21 protein-coding genes and 1 pseudogene are annotated in these 16,241 nt (G+C 33.7%); all 22 read left to right on the top strand.

Annotation, left to right across the window (positions count from 1 at the left end):
• Positions 1-151: 151 nt before the first annotated feature.
• A pseudogene (gene saoT, locus ABDJ34_RS05710) lies at positions 152-367 on the top strand (thioredoxin-like (seleno)protein SaoT); the annotation flags it as partial.
• Entirely contained in the window at positions 360-575 is a 216-nt protein-coding gene (locus ABDJ34_RS05715; protein ID WP_353316664.1) for a hypothetical protein, read from the top strand. The pseudogene saoT and the gene ABDJ34_RS05715, both read left to right, overlap by 8 nt.
• Positions 576-596: 21 nt before the next feature.
• The gene (locus ABDJ34_RS05720) at positions 597-1,127 is read left to right on the top strand and encodes a hypothetical protein (protein WP_412701665.1); all 531 of its coding nucleotides are present in this window, start codon (positions 597-599) and stop codon (positions 1,125-1,127) included.
• 5 nt (positions 1,128-1,132) lie between these two features.
• A complete protein-coding gene (gene saoP, locus ABDJ34_RS05725; protein WP_412701716.1) occupies positions 1,133-1,897 on the top strand; it encodes an ABC transporter permease subunit SaoP in 765 nt (254 codons plus the stop codon).
• Positions 1,894-2,673: an ABC transporter ATP-binding protein SaoA gene (gene saoA, locus ABDJ34_RS05730; protein WP_412701666.1), complete on the top strand. Its 780-nt coding sequence runs from the start codon at positions 1,894-1,896 to the stop codon at positions 2,671-2,673. The genes saoP and saoA overlap by 4 nt, the downstream gene beginning before the upstream one ends.
• 9 nt (positions 2,674-2,682) lie before the next feature.
• Positions 2,683-3,303, top strand: coding sequence for a MerB-like organometallic lyase SaoL (gene saoL, locus ABDJ34_RS05735; RefSeq protein WP_412701667.1), 621 nt, complete (start codon positions 2,683-2,685; stop codon positions 3,301-3,303).
• A complete protein-coding gene (gene saoD, locus ABDJ34_RS05740; protein ID WP_094207759.1) occupies positions 3,300-3,632 on the top strand; it encodes a DsrE-related protein SaoD in 333 nt (110 codons plus the stop codon). Before saoL ends, saoD begins: the two co-directional genes overlap by 4 nt.
• A gap of 81 nt (positions 3,633-3,713) precedes the next feature.
• Positions 3,714-4,799 (top strand): efflux transporter SaoE, encoded by a 1,086-nt coding sequence (gene saoE, locus ABDJ34_RS05745; protein WP_412701668.1) that lies wholly within the window; start codon positions 3,714-3,716, stop codon positions 4,797-4,799.
• A gap of 1 nt (position 4,800) precedes the next feature.
• Positions 4,801-5,283 carry a Cys-Cys-COOH (seleno)protein SaoC gene (gene saoC, locus ABDJ34_RS05750; RefSeq protein WP_412701669.1) on the top strand — a complete coding sequence of 161 codons (483 nt, stop codon included), beginning with the start codon at positions 4,801-4,803 and terminating at the stop codon, positions 5,281-5,283.
• A gap of 37 nt (positions 5,284-5,320) precedes the next feature.
• Entirely contained in the window at positions 5,321-5,716 is a 396-nt protein-coding gene (locus tag ABDJ34_RS05755; protein WP_412701670.1) for a MerR family transcriptional regulator, read from the top strand.
• A 70-nt stretch (positions 5,717-5,786) separates the two neighbouring features.
• Positions 5,787-7,031: an ABC transporter substrate-binding subunit SaoX gene (gene saoX / locus ABDJ34_RS05760; protein WP_412701671.1), complete on the top strand. Its 1,245-nt coding sequence runs from the start codon at positions 5,787-5,789 to the stop codon at positions 7,029-7,031.
• A gap of 138 nt (positions 7,032-7,169) precedes the next feature.
• Positions 7,170-7,307, top strand: a complete 138-nt coding sequence (locus tag ABDJ34_RS05765) for a hypothetical protein (protein WP_412701672.1) — start codon at positions 7,170-7,172, stop codon at positions 7,305-7,307.
• Between the two features lie 152 nt (positions 7,308-7,459).
• The gene (locus tag ABDJ34_RS05770; RefSeq protein WP_412701673.1) at positions 7,460-8,131 is read left to right on the top strand and encodes an MgtC/SapB family protein; all 672 of its coding nucleotides are present in this window, start codon (positions 7,460-7,462) and stop codon (positions 8,129-8,131) included.
• Between the two features lie 5 nt (positions 8,132-8,136).
• On the top strand, positions 8,137-8,445 hold the full coding sequence (locus tag ABDJ34_RS05775; protein ID WP_412701674.1) for a hypothetical protein: 309 nt from the start codon (positions 8,137-8,139) through the stop codon (positions 8,443-8,445).
• 14 nt (positions 8,446-8,459) lie between these two features.
• Positions 8,460-9,362, top strand: a complete 903-nt coding sequence (locus tag ABDJ34_RS05780) for a DUF422 domain-containing protein (protein ID WP_412701675.1) — start codon at positions 8,460-8,462, stop codon at positions 9,360-9,362.
• A 97-nt stretch (positions 9,363-9,459) separates the two neighbouring features.
• Positions 9,460-10,434: an aromatic acid exporter family protein gene (locus ABDJ34_RS05785; RefSeq protein WP_412701676.1), complete on the top strand. Its 975-nt coding sequence runs from the start codon at positions 9,460-9,462 to the stop codon at positions 10,432-10,434.
• A gap of 4 nt (positions 10,435-10,438) precedes the next feature.
• Entirely contained in the window at positions 10,439-10,918 is a 480-nt protein-coding gene (locus ABDJ34_RS05790; RefSeq protein WP_412701677.1) for an NADH-quinone oxidoreductase subunit NuoE family protein, read from the top strand.
• Between the two features lie 83 nt (positions 10,919-11,001).
• Complete coding sequence (gene proC, locus ABDJ34_RS05795) at positions 11,002-11,808, top strand: pyrroline-5-carboxylate reductase (protein ID WP_412701678.1); 807 nt, start codon at positions 11,002-11,004, stop codon at positions 11,806-11,808.
• Positions 11,809-12,133: 325 nt separating this feature from the next.
• Positions 12,134-12,832: a phosphoribosylaminoimidazolesuccinocarboxamide synthase gene (gene purC / locus ABDJ34_RS05800; protein ID WP_094206209.1), complete on the top strand. Its 699-nt coding sequence runs from the start codon at positions 12,134-12,136 to the stop codon at positions 12,830-12,832.
• 1 nt (position 12,833) lies between these two features.
• Positions 12,834-14,180, top strand: a complete 1,347-nt coding sequence (purF, locus tag ABDJ34_RS05805; RefSeq protein WP_227905759.1) for an amidophosphoribosyltransferase — start codon at positions 12,834-12,836, stop codon at positions 14,178-14,180.
• An 8-nt stretch (positions 14,181-14,188) separates the two neighbouring features.
• Positions 14,189-14,743, top strand: coding sequence for a phosphoribosylglycinamide formyltransferase (purN, locus tag ABDJ34_RS05810; RefSeq protein ID WP_156850030.1), 555 nt, complete (start codon positions 14,189-14,191; stop codon positions 14,741-14,743).
• Entirely contained in the window at positions 14,731-16,236 is a 1,506-nt protein-coding gene (gene purH, locus ABDJ34_RS05815) for a bifunctional phosphoribosylaminoimidazolecarboxamide formyltransferase/IMP cyclohydrolase (protein ID WP_412701679.1), read from the top strand. The genes purN and purH overlap by 13 nt, the downstream gene beginning before the upstream one ends.
• Positions 16,237-16,241: the final 5 nt, after the last annotated feature.

The raw sequence follows: 16,241 nt of genomic DNA on the forward strand, positions 1-16,241 counted from the left end.
TAAATAAGTCAGGTGGTTATTAACTAACAGCTTGACTTATTTTTTTTGTTTGAATATAATTTTTAAATAGAGAAGTGTAAGTAAAACTAAAAGGAGTGAGTGATTGAAGAAAGTACTTGTTGAATTTATTAATACTTGACCAAGTTGTGACTCCATTGGGAGAAATGTCAAGGATGTGGCAAAAGAATTTGGAGATAAAGTTGAAGTGAAACTCTATAGTCAAGGCAAGGATATGGAAGCTTTGAGAAAATATGGAATGGTATTTCAAGGCACCATGATTATAAACGAAAAGAAGAAAGTAACTAAATTGAGTTTAAAAAACATAAGAAATGAAATTGATCAGGCAGTTGATAATTTAAATGAATAAAAAAAATAGTGGATTTTTAATAAACTTTTTATTAATCGTTGCAATAGTCGGTATTGTAGCACTAATATTTATTTTTCCTGAAAGAGAAGAGACTAGCACCTTAAGAATTGGTGCTGGAGATGATATGGCAGGATCAATTTTAAAAAAAGTTATAAGTCAAAACAGATTTGATTTTGAAATTGAGCCGTACTACTTAAAGGACTGCTGAGCACCAACAGCTCAATGGTCATTGAAATCAAATGTTTATGATGTGGCGATAATATGTACTGAAGCCGCAGATAAATTCATAGAAGCTAGTGATGATTTTGTTTTGCTTGGAACCGTAACTGAAAATACAGATGTGTTAATTAAAAAAAGTAACAACTTAAAAAAAATAGGACTGACGAGCAATAAGGATTATCTTTCAGATTTTATTAGAGAAAAATATGCTGATGCAGAAATTGAATACATGAGTCCTCATAGTTTTGGATACGCCTATGAAACTAGCCAAATAGATGGCTATGTCATTGATATTGCACTGATTAATTCCTATTTAGAAGGTGAAATTGAAAATATATCGGACAGCGATTATGGTTCAAATGTAATAATAGCAAATAGAAAAATCCTTAAGGATAAAAAATTTAAAGAGTTTTTAAAAGCTTATAACAAAATGGTTTTGGAATATGATAAAAATCCAAATCCAGATTATTTTGAGTTTAAATTTGGAAAAGATGAAAGGAGGAATGAGATTTGGAAGGTAAAATTAAAAGAAATAGATTAAAAAAAATGATGGAATCTGAAGAATTCAGTCAAAAAATCTATAAATATGGTTTCGTTATTATATTACTTATAGTTTGGCAAATTGCCTCAACCAAAGTAGGCATACCACTATTATTGCCAACACCTAAATCTACTTTTACAGAATTTTACGCAAATATTACAAGCGCAAAAGTTATGACTAATATAGGCATAACAATGTCAAGAGTAGTTAGAGGATGGCTTATAGCTGTTCTTGTGGGAGTTCCAATAGGAATGGCAATGGGATTATCTAAAATTTTCAAAGGTATCTTAGGAGGGGTTGTAAATTCCCTTAGACAAATTCCGATGATGGCTTGGGTACCCCTTTCCATTATTTGGCTTGGAATTGGAGATGGGCCAACACTATTTATGATTGCACTAAATGGGGTGTTTCAAGTTATTATGAATACATCTTCTGGAGTTGCATCAATAGATAAGGATTATTATAATGCAGCAAAAAGTATGGGTGCTTCAAAAATGAGTACTTTTGCGAATGTAGTTGTTCCAGCATCTATGCCTCATATTTTAGTTGGAGCGAGACTTGCAATAGGCGCTGGCTGGATGTCTGTTATCTGAGCGGAGTTCATCGCGACAAGTGCTGGTATCGGTTATGAAATGATGCAAGCACAGTCAATGATGCAGACCAATAGGTTATTGGCGCTAATGATGTTATCAGCATTAATTGGATTTATTTTGGATAGGTTTTTACTTTTATTAAATAAAAAACTTACCGCATGGAGGTATATAAGTTGAAATTAGAAGTAAAAAACATATGTAAAGGATTTGAAGAAAAACAAGGTCGAAGGATAGTTTTAGATAATATAAGTTTTAATGTTGAAGAGGGAGAGATAGTAACTTTACTTGGCCCTTCAGGATGTGGAAAAACTACAATGTTAACAACTATCGCAGGATTTAAAAAACCGGATAGCGGGGTTATTCTACTTAATGGGGAACCAGTTACAAAAGCTGGACCAGACAAGGCTTTTATGTTTCAAAACTACGCCCTATATCCTTGGAAGACTGTTGAAAATAATATACTCTTCCCTATGAAACAAGCGAAGATGAGTGCAGAGGAACAGAGAAAAAGATTAGATTATCTACTTGAAATATCCAGACTTAGAGAGTATAAACACTATTACCCTCATCAAATGTCTGGAGGTATGAAACAGAGAACTGCTTTGGTAAGAGCATTGGCAGTTAGACCAGAAATACTACTGATGGACGAACCCTTAGGGGCGCTGGACATTGAAATGAGACAGAGCCTTCAAAATGAGTTGATTGATATATTTAGAAGAGAAAAGCTTACTGTGATAATAGTAACTCACGATGTAAGTGAAGCAATTTATTTATCTGATAGAGTAATTTTAATGTCAACAAACTATGGAGAGATTATTCTTAATGAAAAAATAGAGTTAGATAGCCCGAGAAACCCAGAGGATGAAAAATTCAAAGAATACGTAGGTCTTTTATCTAATAAATTTATTGAAGCAGGGAGAAGAAAAAAAGAAAGGAGTGGAGGTGAATTTTGAAAATAATTAATGAAAACATCTATTGATATAAAAGACGTTGAATGTAATGAAGAGATTTTAACACCTGAAGAACAAAAAGACAGAATTGGTATTTTAAATCTTATGGTGGATGAAGGTGGAGTACTTCCGATTTCAAAATGTTCAAAGTTTAAAATACTGGACAGTTTGATAAAAAAGAGAAAGCTTATATTAGATGAGGAAGGCAAAGAGATACAATTTGCATATCCAGTTTCAGGACTCCCAACATCACATCACATTACATTAAGCGACGGAAGAGAGTTTTACTCAATGTGTGCCATAGACTCCCTTGGATCCTACTTTACATTTTGGCAGGACTTGGAAATTGATTCCGTGTGTTCTACCAGTGGAGAACCAATTAAAGTAGTGGTAAAGAATGGGGAGATTGTTTACAAAAGTAGTCCAGATATTCATTGTATTCATGTGGATTTAAACGAGTTTGAAGATTGGTCAGCATGTTGCTGAAACGTAATGAACTTTTTTCTGGATGAAAAAAAGATGAAGGATTACTTTGAAGACAATGAGTTAGACTATGAAACAACCTATGGATTAAGCTTAGATAAAGCTTTTGAAGTAGGCAAAAAAATATTTTATAGTGAGGTATTGAAATGAGAGTAGCTTATGTTGTTAGTTCAAGCAATTCCAGAAAGATTTTAAGGGATATGATTATTCCTCAAATGGAAGCTGGAGAACATGTTGCAGAAGTCGTAGGAATGTTCTTTGTTTTTGACAATACATTCATGTTGTTAGACAACACCGACTTGGGAGGAAGAATTCAAAAGTTAATTGATGAAAAGAACATGGTAGTATTAGCATGTGATCAATGTGTCTATGAAAGAGAAATTGAAGACAAGCTAATCAAAGGAGCACATATAGGTTGTTTCCCTATGTTATATGGACTTTTGAAGGATGCAAATTTAGATCAAGTTATAACTATTTAAGAGCTTGACAGAATTAAAACCGGTGGTACGGTTTTTAATTCTAAACAACATTAAAGTTAGCTTTAGAGTTTGGAGAGATAGATGTTTGAGTATATTAAAGAGATAATTTTAAGATCTGTGGAGTTACTTAACGGAGCTTCAACATGGCTTGTAATTAGCTTACTCATAGCAGGTCTAATGAGAAATATAATTTCACCAGTAAGACTGCAAAGGTCACTGGGAAATACAAAGATATCCTCAATATTTAAAATAACTGGATATTCAATGCTACTTCCAGTATGTAGCTGTGGCTCTGTTCCAATAGGAATAAGTCTTTATTATTCGGGGGCATATGCTGGACCTACTTTAGCATTCCTAGCTTCGTCACCGGTATTAAACCCTGCGGCGTTAATACTTAGCTTTGGACTACTGGGAAAAGAGATAGCTCTAATTAATATTTTTGCAGGAATCACATTACCTATAATAATTGGAATTATAGGCAACTTAGTTTCTGGTAAAGAGCTTAGAAATGAAGTGGTTGCAGAAGAGATAAACCATATAAATTTAGAAGAGGAAAAGAAAAAAAGTCTTAAGATAAAAATATCAGAAGGAATGGAATGGGTGAGAAATGACTTTGCCATTACACTTAGTAAGTATGTTGTATATGGAATGTTGTTTGGAGGTTTTGTATTAACAATTTTCCCAGAGTCATTTATACAAAAATACCTTGGTGACCCGGGACTGTTATCACTTTGGAATGTTGCACTACTTGCAGCCTTGATGTATGTGTGTGCAGTTGGTCATATACCTTTGATTGCAGCACTAATTGCATCGGGAGCATCCCCGGGAGCGGCAATAACATTCCTAATGGCAGGAGCTGCAACAAATATTCCTGAAATAATTAGTATTGGTAAGATGATTGGAAAGAGAACTGCAACAATTTATACTGTGGTTATTTCTGCATATGCTATGTTTATAGGATTTATGACCAATAAATTATTAATGCCAGGATTTCAAAGGCAAATGGAATATGATGAAGTTACAAATGCTATAAACTATGCGAACAAGATGATGTTATCATTCCCAGAATGGGTTAAGTACGTTTGTTCTGCAATTGTTTTTTACTTTTTCCTAAAATCAGTATTCTTTAAATTAAGAACTTACTATTATTCAAAAAAGGACAATTAATATGAAGGCAGAAAAGAATAAGAGTATAATTTTAAGGAAAGTCTTAATCATAATTATTGCTTTGCTTTTAGGTTATTTTGGATACAGGAACAATATAAAATATAAAAAGGTCGACTTCGGTGTTGAAAAGGATCATTACTTGTTGCAGGCGTTTTATGATGAATTTCCAGGAAAAGAAGTTGTAAAATGTAAGCTTGCAGATGTATCAGGTAACGGCAAAAATGACCTAATTATTATTTTTAGAAGGACTAAAGAGGCAAATCACTTAGTAGTAGCTATTGACTCAGGAAAAGGAATCTATTTTTCAGACGAAAGTAGAGCGCCATATGAAAACCAAAAAATTGAAATTAAAAACGTGGATAATAAACCGCCAAATGAATTTGTTGTAAGTGGTTCTAAAAGGGGACAATATGGTTATGGTATCTTTAGAATTGAAGACAAACATCTTCACAATTTGTTTTCAGAGGGCATGGGTATTTGCTGATAGGATTTTTTTACTTGAGGTCAAGTAAGGAGATATTATGAAAGTTAAAGAGGTATGCGAATTAACAGAACTTAGTGACTCTGCAATAAGGTATTATGAAAAACAGGGGTTACTAATGGATGTTAAAAGGTTGGATAATGGTTATAGAGATTATGATGAGTCCCATGTGGAAAATTTAAATTTTATAAAAAAAGCAAGAAATTTAGGTTTTAGTCTGGATGAAATAAAAGATATTATTATGCTTAAGAGAAGTGGGAATTCAACTTGTAGCTATGTAACTAGCCATATGCGAAGAAAGATTGAGGATATTGATAAAGAGATAAATAGATTAAAGCAAGAAAAGGAACTTTTAATCGAACATCTTCAAGAAGGAGATACAGTAAGTTGTTGTAAAGGACATTTTTGTCATTATATTGAAGGATTAGATGAATAACGCTTGACCATTAACTTAAGTTTAAGGTTTATAATAATTATATAGATATATCAATAAAAGGAGGTTAATTATGAAAAGAAAGATTTTATCTATTTTACTTATTTCATGTATGCTATTTTCACTTACAGCATGTAAAGATAATTCAACTGGGAATGTTGAAAAAGTAGCATATGATGCAAAGGCTGTAGCGGCAAAGTATAACTTGCCAGAAATCCCTGAAGCCGACAAGAATCTAAAGATTCAAATGGGATACAATAACTGTGACCATATGGTAGCAGCTATTGTTGGAGAACAAGCGGGAATTTATAAAGCTTTAGGATTAAATGTTACAGTTACAAAAACAAATAACACAAACATAGCACAAGCAATGACAACAGGTGAAATGCACGTAGGTTATATGGGTATTGAAGGGGCATTAAATGCAAGAAATGAAGGAGCTCCTATAATCATGGCGGCTGCAAATCACATTGGAGGATCAAGATACTTAGTTGTCTCTAATGACATTAAAGATCCTAAGGACTTAGTTGGTAAAAAATTAGCTATCACAGAAGATCCTGAAAATGATCCTGAATGGATTAAATGGGCATCTAAACTTGGAATACCAACTGAAAAAGACAAATATCAAATTGTAAAGATGGGACAAAAAGATGCCCCTATGGCACTTAAATCAGGACAGATTTCAGCATTTTCATGTTGTGACCCATATGCTTCACAATGTGAATATCAAGGACTTGGAAGAGTTGTTGCTGTAGGCTGGGGTGGAACAATTGATGAAACTAAAGAAAAAAATGACCATAAACATGGTTGGGGAATGTGCTGTATATATGCAATGAATGAAAACTTCAAAAAAGAACATCCAGAAGTTGCAAAAAGACTTTTAGTAGCACATTCAATGTCACTTAAATACTTATACGAACATCCATATAACGCAGCAATGATGTTTGCAGACGGATTTGGTACAGCACCTGAAGTTGGTCTTATGACAATCTATATGAAGACCATTGCAGAAGGTAGAACACTTACTTGGGAATTTAATCAAGAAAATATTGATAACTTTGTAAAACAATACGATGAATACAATATTGATAAAAAATTTAGACCAAAAACTGATAAGCTTGGTGAATTTGTAAATCTAAATTTCGTTAAAGAGTCAGGAATAGAATCCTTCAGTGATTTTACTAAGAAAGATAAAATTGATGAAAAATTCCCTATAGGAATTAGCTTTGAAGATTGGCTAAAGAAGGCTAAAGAAATTGATGGAATTGACAATAAAGTTGGAAACGACATTAAAATTCCAGAAGTTTACAAAAAATAATAAAAAAGTCGGAGGAAACTCCGATTTTTTTATTTAACAAATATCTAAATATTTGATATCATATTAATATAAACAATAAGTAGGATTAATAGGAAAGAAGGTATATGTGGAACATGTCCAGTTCAATGTCAAGTGGCTTTGGATATTGAAGATGGTAGAATAAAAAAGATAAAAAAATCTGAAAAGAATTTGATAACTATTAATAAAATATTTTATACAAAAAATCGGGTGACGCTTTTAAGCATCACCCGTAAAATTTTGGTTTCAGCTCCTTAATTAGTTGAAATATTTTTTGTGTAAATTGTTTTTATTCTTTTTTGCACATTTAATTTAGCGCTTAAGTAAATGCACAAAATATTTTTTATTCTTAGTTTCATAAAAGACTTACCCGCAATAATTATTGGGTATAAATATAAAAGGAGGAATTTATGGATATATTTATGGTAGCAACTAGATTAATATTAGCAGCGATACTGGGAGCTGTAATTGGAATAGAGAGAGAAATCAAGAATAGGGCTGCGGGTTTTAGAACTCACATTATTGTTAGTGTTGGGGCGTGTTTGATTATGCTTATTGGAATTGACGGTATTGGTAAGTTTTCATCTGATACTGCCAGGGACACTGCGAGGATTGCGGGACAAGTTATAAGCGGTATTGGTTTTTTGGGTGCTGGTACTATTCTTCAAAAAAAGAATGCGGTGACAGGATTAACTACGGCTGCGACTTTGTGGCTATCTGCGGCGATTGGGCTTGCGGTAGGAATTGGATATTACGAAGGGGCAATCATTGCGACTGTGATTTGTCTTGTAACTTTGATTTCACTCAATAAAATCAGTGATTTAATCAACAAGAAAACTACAAAATCATATTCAATGATTTTCGATACTTATAATTTTAATCAAGATAGTTTTTATGAATTTACTTCAAAAGAAGGTGTTGAAATTAGAAAACTAGATATTGTTGACGAGGAAATGGATGACAAATCTATGATTGAGGTGACTTTTTCTTTTAATAAAAATTATGATATTGACGGATTTTTCAAAAAATTAAAGTCAGAATATAATTTGCAATCTGTAAAATCGGTTGATGATGAGGAATAGATATTATGAATAGAATTAAAAAACTTTTCCCGTATTTAATGGTCAATGTAATCTGTTTTTATTTGTTGACATTGTTAATGAAAGATACGGGCAGTGCAATGTTTATTTTATTATTTGCAATTCCTGTTATAACTTTTGTAAATGCTATAATATGTGGCAGTAAGAATTCTTTTGACTTTCTTTACCCTCTTTTGGTTATGGTGATATTCGTGCCTTACGTACTTATTTATATGAATGAAAGTGCCACGATTTATATATTCATTTACGGCGCGATTTCGTTGATGGGATGCTTTGTTGGTAGCAGATTGAGATAAGAGTGGGGAAAATTATGAACTGGATTAATGGTTTTGAGATTTTATGCTATTTTATCGTATCTATCTTGGTTGTCGATATTTTGAAAAGCAAAAACTACAGAGAGCTTGGTCTTTTGATTTCGGGAGCTTTGGCTGGGTTTTGCTTGGAACTTTTGGCAGTGAGATTTACAGATATTTATCATTATAGCAATGATTTTTTCATAAGTATTGGTTTCTACCCCTATCAGTTTCCCTTTTTCGGAGGCCTGATGTGGGGAGGAATCAGCGTGTGTGCGCTTAGAATCGCAAACAAGTTTTCAATCAGCAATGTAATGAAGGCTTTGTTGAGTGGTTGGTTGATTGTGAGCATGGATTTGCTTTTGGATGTGGTGGCAATAAGGTTAAACGGAGGCTTCTGGGTGTGGGATGGACGCCCAATCACTCTTGCTATCAATCATCATATGTTCATGAGTGTAATTTGGGTTAATTTTTTGGGATATATGTTTGAAGTGCCAGCAATTATTTTTATGACTTTGAAACAATGGGACAAATCTTTCGACAAATCAGATTTTAGTATTGCAAAATCACTGTTGATAGGAATTTGCGCAGTATTATTCGTAGCGGTTGCAAGTGCAATTTCTCTCGTTTTAGATAAAATAACTGATGAATTGTTTTCGTGCATTGCATTTTTGTTGATTTGGATTTTTATTTTTATAAAATTGATATCAATTTTAATCAGTCATAACAAATCAATTACGTTCAAAAACAAAAAGGATTGGTCACTATTTGTTTTTTGGTTTAGTATATATGCTTATTGCATAGCTGGACTTTTTAAGCTAAATATTATGAGTGCCAATTTTTTATACGCGTTTTTTGCATTTTTCATTATGATAATGACGTTGGTTTTGAGTTTGATAGATATTGAAAATAATCATTAGGCATCTACATTTGTAGGTGCTTTTATTGTGGCTAAAATTACCATTTGAAACACAAATTGGGTATAAATAATACAACGAAAGTATATAGGAGTTTATTATGAAAAAATCGATAGTATCTAGAACGATTAAAACGGCTTTGGCTTCACTTTTGGCGATAATTGTTTCACAAGAATTATCACTTGAATTTGCAGCTGCGGCGGGAATTATTGCGATATTAAATGTGTTTGATACTAGAAAAGCTACGATAGAAGGTGGACTTAAGAGAACTTTGTCTGCAGTGATTGCTCTTTTGATTGGAGGATTTTTATTTGAAAAACTGGGATATAAAAATTGGGTTTTCGGATTGTATTTGCTATTATTTGTGCCAGTGTCTTTTTTGTTAAAGATAGAGCTGGGGTTGGGACCTTCAAGTGTAATTGTGACACATTTGTTGGCATTCGGAAGAATTGACTCAGCTATTATTTTGAATGAAATGGCACTAGTGTTTATAGGGACAGGATTTGCAATGCTAACCAATTTCTACGCTCCTACAAGCCAAGATAGATTAAACAAGTTAATCGATAATATTGACGAAGATATGACGTTCATTTTGAATTTGTTCGGACAATCTCTGATAACACATTTAGATGTGAAGTTATACAAAGACAAGATTTCAAAACTTGATGAAGACATCGACAAGGCGATTGAAATTGCGATAATTGAAAATGATAATTTAATTGAAAATAGCAGAGATATACTGGACAATTTACGTTTGAGAAATAGGGAGATGGATTTATTAGAAGAGATGTATCATGATTTGAAGACGATTCCTCCCGAATATTCAGATGGAAAATACATTTCAGATATTTTAATAGAAACTTCTGAAAATTTGACAGATGGTGAAGAAATGGCGAAGGTGAAAAATAGAATTGATTTTCTAAAAAATCATTTCAATATGATGAAATTGCCAGAAACTCACGAAGATTTTGCTATTCGTTCTGCAATTTTTCAAGTGTTCAGAAGTCTGGATAAATTTGTGGATATAAGTAACTATATTAATAATAAACTTAATAAGAAAAAAGGTAAAAGGTGATTATATGTGTGAAGAAAAGAATGAGGAGCTGATTTTCAAGGAAAAGCTAGACGAATCTGTGGAGAGTTTTGGCAAGGGTAGCCAAGAGGGAGCGAAGGTTTCTATTAGGAATTGCCAGGATTTTTTTGGTTGTGTTTCGATTAGTCACCAAAAGCAAATAGCAGACGCTTTTGATATTGATGAGAAATACATCAAGACGATTATAAAATTCATTCCATCTATCAAAGAATCAAAGGTTGAATACGAGATTGTGTGCTGTTCGGGACCGAGATGTGCGAAGAACGGGTCGATGGAAGTGTTGAAGACGGTGAAAAAAGAGCTTGGAATGGATTTTAATGAAACATCTGCTGATGGAAAAATTCGACTCAGAACTCAAAATTGTTTCAAGAAATGTAAGGATGGGCCAAATATTATGATTAATGGCAAATTCTATCACAACATGAATGCTGAAAAAACAAAAGAAGTTCTGGAAAAAATCAAATAAATTCTAATTGGAGCTAGTTGATTTCTAGCTCTTTTTTTATGAAATCTGATAGAATATAGTTAAGAAAATCAAGCGAGGTATTTATGAATAAATTATGTTTTATTGGCGCGGGAAACATGGGATCTGCGATGATTTCTGGCGTTGTGAAATCTAAGTTAATAGATAGAGATAAAATTTTTGTTTCAAATAAATCTGAGAAGAAATTAAACGATTTGAAAGAAGAATTGAAAGTGAACACGACTACTGACAACAAGAAAGCTTGTGAAAATTCTGATGTTGTAATACTTGCAGTGAAGCCACATATTATTCCAACAGTTTTAGAAGAAATCAAAGATGTTATTAATAAGGAAGCTATTGTGATTTCTGTTGCAGCAGGGGTTAATATTTCAGATATTGAAAAAATTTTGGGAAAAGACCACAAGATTTTACGTGTTATGCCGAACACGCCATGTCTTGTCGGGGAAGGAATGTCTGCGATTTGTCCGAATGAAAATATAAATGATGATGATTTGAAAATCGTGACGGATATTTTCAATTCGTTTGGAAAAAGCGAAGTAATAGACGAAAGTTTGATGGACTGTGTGATTGGAGTTAGCGGATCGTCTCCTGCATATGTGTTTATGTTTATGGAAGCGATGGCTGATGCAGCTGTACAAACGGGAATGAAACGAGATATGGCATACAAATTCGTGGCACAATCGGTGCTCGGCGCTTCTAAAATGTTAATGGAAACTCACAAACATCCAGGAGAATTGAAGGACATGGTGTGTTCGCCAGCAGGAACGACTATTAAGGCTGTGGGAGTTTTAGAAAAATACGGGCTTAGAAATGCTGTCATTCAAGCTCAGCTTGCCTGTGTGGAAAAATCACGTGAAATGAGTGAAAAATAATTTACAATGATTTTTATGATAATGTAGTGTATGAAATTGTTTGTTATTTTTTTATATTTTGATGGTGCAAATTATAGGTCTGTGTGATATAATATATTGTAAATTATTTTAGTGGGGGCAAAATGATGAGCGTTATTGATATTTCAATAAATTTCATAAAAAAGCTTTTTGATTTGAGATTTACGAATCACGATTTAAGCCTTATCAATAAATTGAGAGGCAAATTGATAGCTATTTTTGCGTCCAATAAACAAGTGTATATTTGTCAAAAAATTTAGGAGAATTCTATCTAGAATTCTCTATTTTTTTATTTTAGGAGGGTATTATGGAAAAATTGTACGAAGGTAAGGCAAAGGAAGTTTATTTAACAGAAAAGGCTGATGAATATATCATCAGATACAAGGATGATGCAACAGCTGGTAACGGTGAAAAGAAAGCTACAATTGCTGGTAAGGGTGAACTTAACTTGGCAATCACTACAATGATTTTTGAAATGCTTGAAAAAAACGGTATCAAAACTCACTACATTGAAACAATCAACAATACTGATATGAGAGTTAAAAAAGTTACTATCATGCCACTTGAAGTTATCGTTAGAAACATCACTGCAGGTTCTTTTGCAAAAAGATACGGCGTTGAAGAAGGAAAAGTTTTAAATCAACCAACTTTTGAATTATCATATAAGAATGATGATTTGGGAGATCCATTGATGTGTGAAGACCACGCAATTGCTCTTGGAGTTATCACAAAAGAAGAATATGACTATTTAAGAGAAGAAACTTTGAAAATCAACGAATTACTTAAAGAATTTTTCTTGAAAATCAACTTAAAATTAGTTGACTTCAAAATCGAATTCGGTAAAACTGACGATGGACAAATCTTATTAGCTGACGAAATCAGCCCAGATACTTGCAGATTGTGGGATAAAGACACTAACCAAAAATTAGACAAAGATATTTTCAGAAGAGATTTGGGAGATTTGACAGAAGGCTACAAAGAAGTTCTAAATAGAATGAGAGGCTAGGATGTGTGGAGTTATAGGGATATATTCTAAGTCCGAAGTTAATAAGAAATTATTTTTCGGACTTAACTCCTTACAACACAGAGGACAAGAATCCTGTGGTATCACCGTTAGTAACGGTGAAAACCTACATAGAGAAAAAGGCATGGGACTTGTTATCGATGTGTTTAAGGAAGAAAATTTGAATAATTTAGTTGGTAATGTAGGAATTGGACACGTAAGATATTCGACAGCTGGTGGTTCTCACGATTACAATACTCAACCATTGATGGCTTTTGCAAAGGGAATTGAAATGAGCTTGGCGCACAATGGAAATCTTATCAATCACCAAATTTTAAGAACTAGACTTGAAGAAGATGGCGTGATGTTCCAAACAGCGATTGACAGTGAAGTTATTTTGTATTTGATTGCTAGATATTACAAAGGTGACATCGTTGAAGCTATCAAAAAAACAATGAAACTTATCAAAGGAGCTTACGCAGTTGTGTTGTGCTTGAAAGATAAGCTTGTAGCATTTCGTGATCCTTTGGGAATTAGACCTCTTGTTATGGGGAAAAATGATGAAGATGTTGTGTTTGCATCAGAAAATGCAGCGGTGGAAATCGTCGGAGCAACTGAAATCAGAGATGTTAAACCAGGAGAAATAATTGTCGTAGACAAAGAAGGAGCAAATTCTTCGATGTATACAACAGATGAAGCACCACGTCATTGTTTCTTTGAATATGTGTACTTCGCAAGAGAAGATGCCACTTTAGATGGAACAAACGCATATAATTTTAGAAGAAGATGCGGAGAATATTTGTCACAAGAATCTCCATGTGATGTTGATTTGGTAGTTCCGGTTCCAGATTCAGGTATTCCTTCAGCGATAGGTTACGCGCAAAAAACAGGAATTCCTTATGCACAAGGTTTGGTAAAAAACAGATACATGGGAAGAACTTTCATCAAACCAACTCAAAAAGAAAGAGAAATGGCTGTTAAGTTGAAACTAAATCCACTAAGACATGTATTAAAAGGAAAGAGAATTGTTCTTATAGATGATTCCATTGTAAGAGGAACTACAAGTGCTAATTTGATTCAAAGAATTAGAGAAGCTGGTGCGACAGAAGTTCACATGAGAATCACATCGCCACCTGTAAAATTCCCTTGCTATTACGGAATTGACACGCCTTCAAGAAAGCATTTGATTGCAGCGAACATGGATATCGAAGCTATCCGTGAAAAAATCGGCGCAGATAGCTTAGCGTTTATTTCAATGGAAGGAATGATAAAATCGAGCAGCGACAAAATGGACAAATTCTGTAAGGCTTGTTTTGATGGAGATTATCCAGTAGATCCGATAGTTATATAGGTGATTAAATGAATATTGCAGTTTTTATTTCAGGTACTGGTACCAATTTGAAAGCTCTGTTGGATGCAAAAAAAGACAATTATTTCAAAAGCGATATTGTTGTTGTGGTTAGTAACAAAAACGCAGCTGGTCTTAATTTTGCGAGAGATTTCAACGTGGATACTTTGGTTTCAAAAGATGACGAAGAAATCATAAATTGTTTAAAATCAAAAAATGTAGATTTGATCGTGTTGGCAGGTTTCTTGCCTAAAATTTCAAAGAGAATTATAAATGAGTTTACAATTGTAAATATCCATCCATCATTGCTTCCAAAATACGGTGGTAAGGGATGTTATGGAATCCATGTTCACGAAAAAGTTTTTGCTAATAAGGAAAAAACTAGCGGTGCAACTGTGCATTTCGTGAATGAAAAATTAGACGATGGAGATATTTTACTTCAAAGGTCTGTGGATATTTCTGATTGTAAATCGGAAGATGAGATAGCAAAGAAAGTTTTGAAAATAGAACATGGCATTTTGAAAGATGCTATAAAAAAATTGGAGGAGAGTTCATGCGCGCATTAATTTCACTTACGGATAAGACAAATGTTGGTAAGTTAGCAAAAAGTTTACAAGAATTGGGATATGAAATCATATCTACAGGTGGTACTTACAAGGAAATCGAAAAATCTGGAGTAAATGTAATAGACATCTCCAAGGTTACAAATTTCCCTGAAATTTTGCAAGGCAGAGTGAAGACTTTGTCACCATACGTTCACGGTGGAATTTTGTATAAGAGAGATAACGAAGAACACAAGAAAACTGTAGAAGAATTGAACATTCAACCAATCGACATTGTTGTGGTTAATTTGTACGATTTCCAAAACGCATTGAAAACTGGAGACCACGACAACATCGTTGAAAACATCGATATCGGTGGTCCAACTTTGATAAGAAGTGCTGCAAAAAATTACAAGGACGTTTTGGTTGTAACAGATCCGTCTGATTATGACGAAATTATCGACAGATTGAAAAATGACAACGTGGACATAGCTTACAGAGAAAAACTAGCGATGAAGGCTTTTAGTTTGACAGCTTACTACGATTCTGTGATTTCAAGATATTTTCAAGAACAAGTTGGAGAACGTAGTGACTACAGAACTTTTGGTTTCAAAAAAGAAGACGAACTTAGATACGGAGAAAACTCACATCAAAGTGCCAATCTTTACATAGACCCATTTGTAAATGGCAAATTGACAGATTGCGAAGTCATTCACGGTAAAGCTATGAGCTTCAACAATTACAACGATTTGAATGTAGCAGTGGAATTGGCTGACGAATTGGGAGCAAATTCTTGTGTTGCATTGAAGCACCAATCTCCATGTGGAGTTGCCATTGCAGACAGCGTTTCTGAAGCGTACCACAAGGCATACTTGGCAGATTCAACTTCGATCTTCGGTGGAATTATCGCCATCAATGGAGTTGTAGATGAAAAATGTGCCGACGAAATGAGCCAAATTTTCTTGGAAATTATCGCTGCGAAAGATTTCGACGAAAAAGCACTTGAAATTTTAACCAAAAAGAAAAACATCAGACTTGTTAAGATAAAATTTGACAACGATTCAGTAAAAGAAGACATTAAGTATTTGAACGGAAAAGTTTTAATCCAAGACAAAGACTTCGGCGTTGACGAATACAACGTAGTTACTGACGAAAAACCAAGTGATGAAGATAAGAAAGATTTGGAATTTGCCATGAAAGTGGTTAAATTCACAAAATCAAATGCAATTGTACTAGCAAAAGATTCTCACACTTTGGGAATTGGTGGAGGACAAACATCTAGGATTTGGGCGTTGGAAAACATAGCCAACAATCACCCGGACGTTGATTTTACTGGATGCGTATTGGCATCAGATGCTTTCTTCCCATTTTCTGATTGCGTAGAATTTGCACACAAATTAGGAGTAAAAGCTATTATTCAACCAGGTGGAAGTATCAAAGACCAAGACTCCATCGATAAATGCAATGAGTACGGAATTAGTATGGTGTTCACAAAAAACAGACATTTCAAACATTAAAAATT

The sequence above is a fragment of the Finegoldia dalianensis genome, from assembly GCF_046255015.1.
In the GTDB taxonomy this organism is placed as follows: domain Bacteria; phylum Bacillota; class Clostridia; order Tissierellales; family Peptoniphilaceae; genus Finegoldia; species Finegoldia magna.

What these genes read in the sequence shown, in the direction of transcription:
- saoD (WP_094207759.1), top strand. Translation starts at nt 3,300, where the DNA reads ATGAGAGTAGCTTATGTTGTTAGTTCAAGCAATTCCAGAAAGATTTTA.
- saoC (WP_412701669.1), top strand. Translation starts at nt 4,801, where the DNA reads ATGAAGGCAGAAAAGAATAAGAGTATAATTTTAAGGAAAGTCTTAATC.
- ABDJ34_RS05770 (WP_412701673.1), top strand. Translation starts at nt 7,460, where the DNA reads ATGGATATATTTATGGTAGCAACTAGATTAATATTAGCAGCGATACTG.
- ABDJ34_RS05785 (WP_412701676.1), top strand. Translation starts at nt 9,460, where the DNA reads ATGAAAAAATCGATAGTATCTAGAACGATTAAAACGGCTTTGGCTTCA.
- saoE (WP_412701668.1), top strand. Translation starts at nt 3,714, where the DNA reads ATGTTTGAGTATATTAAAGAGATAATTTTAAGATCTGTGGAGTTACTT.
- ABDJ34_RS05755 (WP_412701670.1), top strand. Translation starts at nt 5,321, where the DNA reads ATGAAAGTTAAAGAGGTATGCGAATTAACAGAACTTAGTGACTCTGCA.
- ABDJ34_RS05715 (WP_353316664.1), top strand. Translation starts at nt 360, where the DNA reads ATGAATAAAAAAAATAGTGGATTTTTAATAAACTTTTTATTAATCGTT.
- purC (WP_094206209.1), top strand. Translation starts at nt 12,134, where the DNA reads ATGGAAAAATTGTACGAAGGTAAGGCAAAGGAAGTTTATTTAACAGAA.
- purN (WP_156850030.1), top strand. Translation starts at nt 14,189, where the DNA reads ATGAATATTGCAGTTTTTATTTCAGGTACTGGTACCAATTTGAAAGCT.
- ABDJ34_RS05780 (WP_412701675.1), top strand. Translation starts at nt 8,460, where the DNA reads ATGAACTGGATTAATGGTTTTGAGATTTTATGCTATTTTATCGTATCT.
- proC (WP_412701678.1), top strand. Translation starts at nt 11,002, where the DNA reads ATGAATAAATTATGTTTTATTGGCGCGGGAAACATGGGATCTGCGATG.
- purH (WP_412701679.1), top strand. Translation starts at nt 14,731, where the DNA reads ATGCGCGCATTAATTTCACTTACGGATAAGACAAATGTTGGTAAGTTA.
- ABDJ34_RS05790 (WP_412701677.1), top strand. Translation starts at nt 10,439, where the DNA reads ATGTGTGAAGAAAAGAATGAGGAGCTGATTTTCAAGGAAAAGCTAGAC.
- purF (WP_227905759.1), top strand. Translation starts at nt 12,834, where the DNA reads ATGTGTGGAGTTATAGGGATATATTCTAAGTCCGAAGTTAATAAGAAA.
- ABDJ34_RS05775 (WP_412701674.1), top strand. Translation starts at nt 8,137, where the DNA reads ATGAATAGAATTAAAAAACTTTTCCCGTATTTAATGGTCAATGTAATC.
- saoX (WP_412701671.1), top strand. Translation starts at nt 5,787, where the DNA reads ATGAAAAGAAAGATTTTATCTATTTTACTTATTTCATGTATGCTATTT.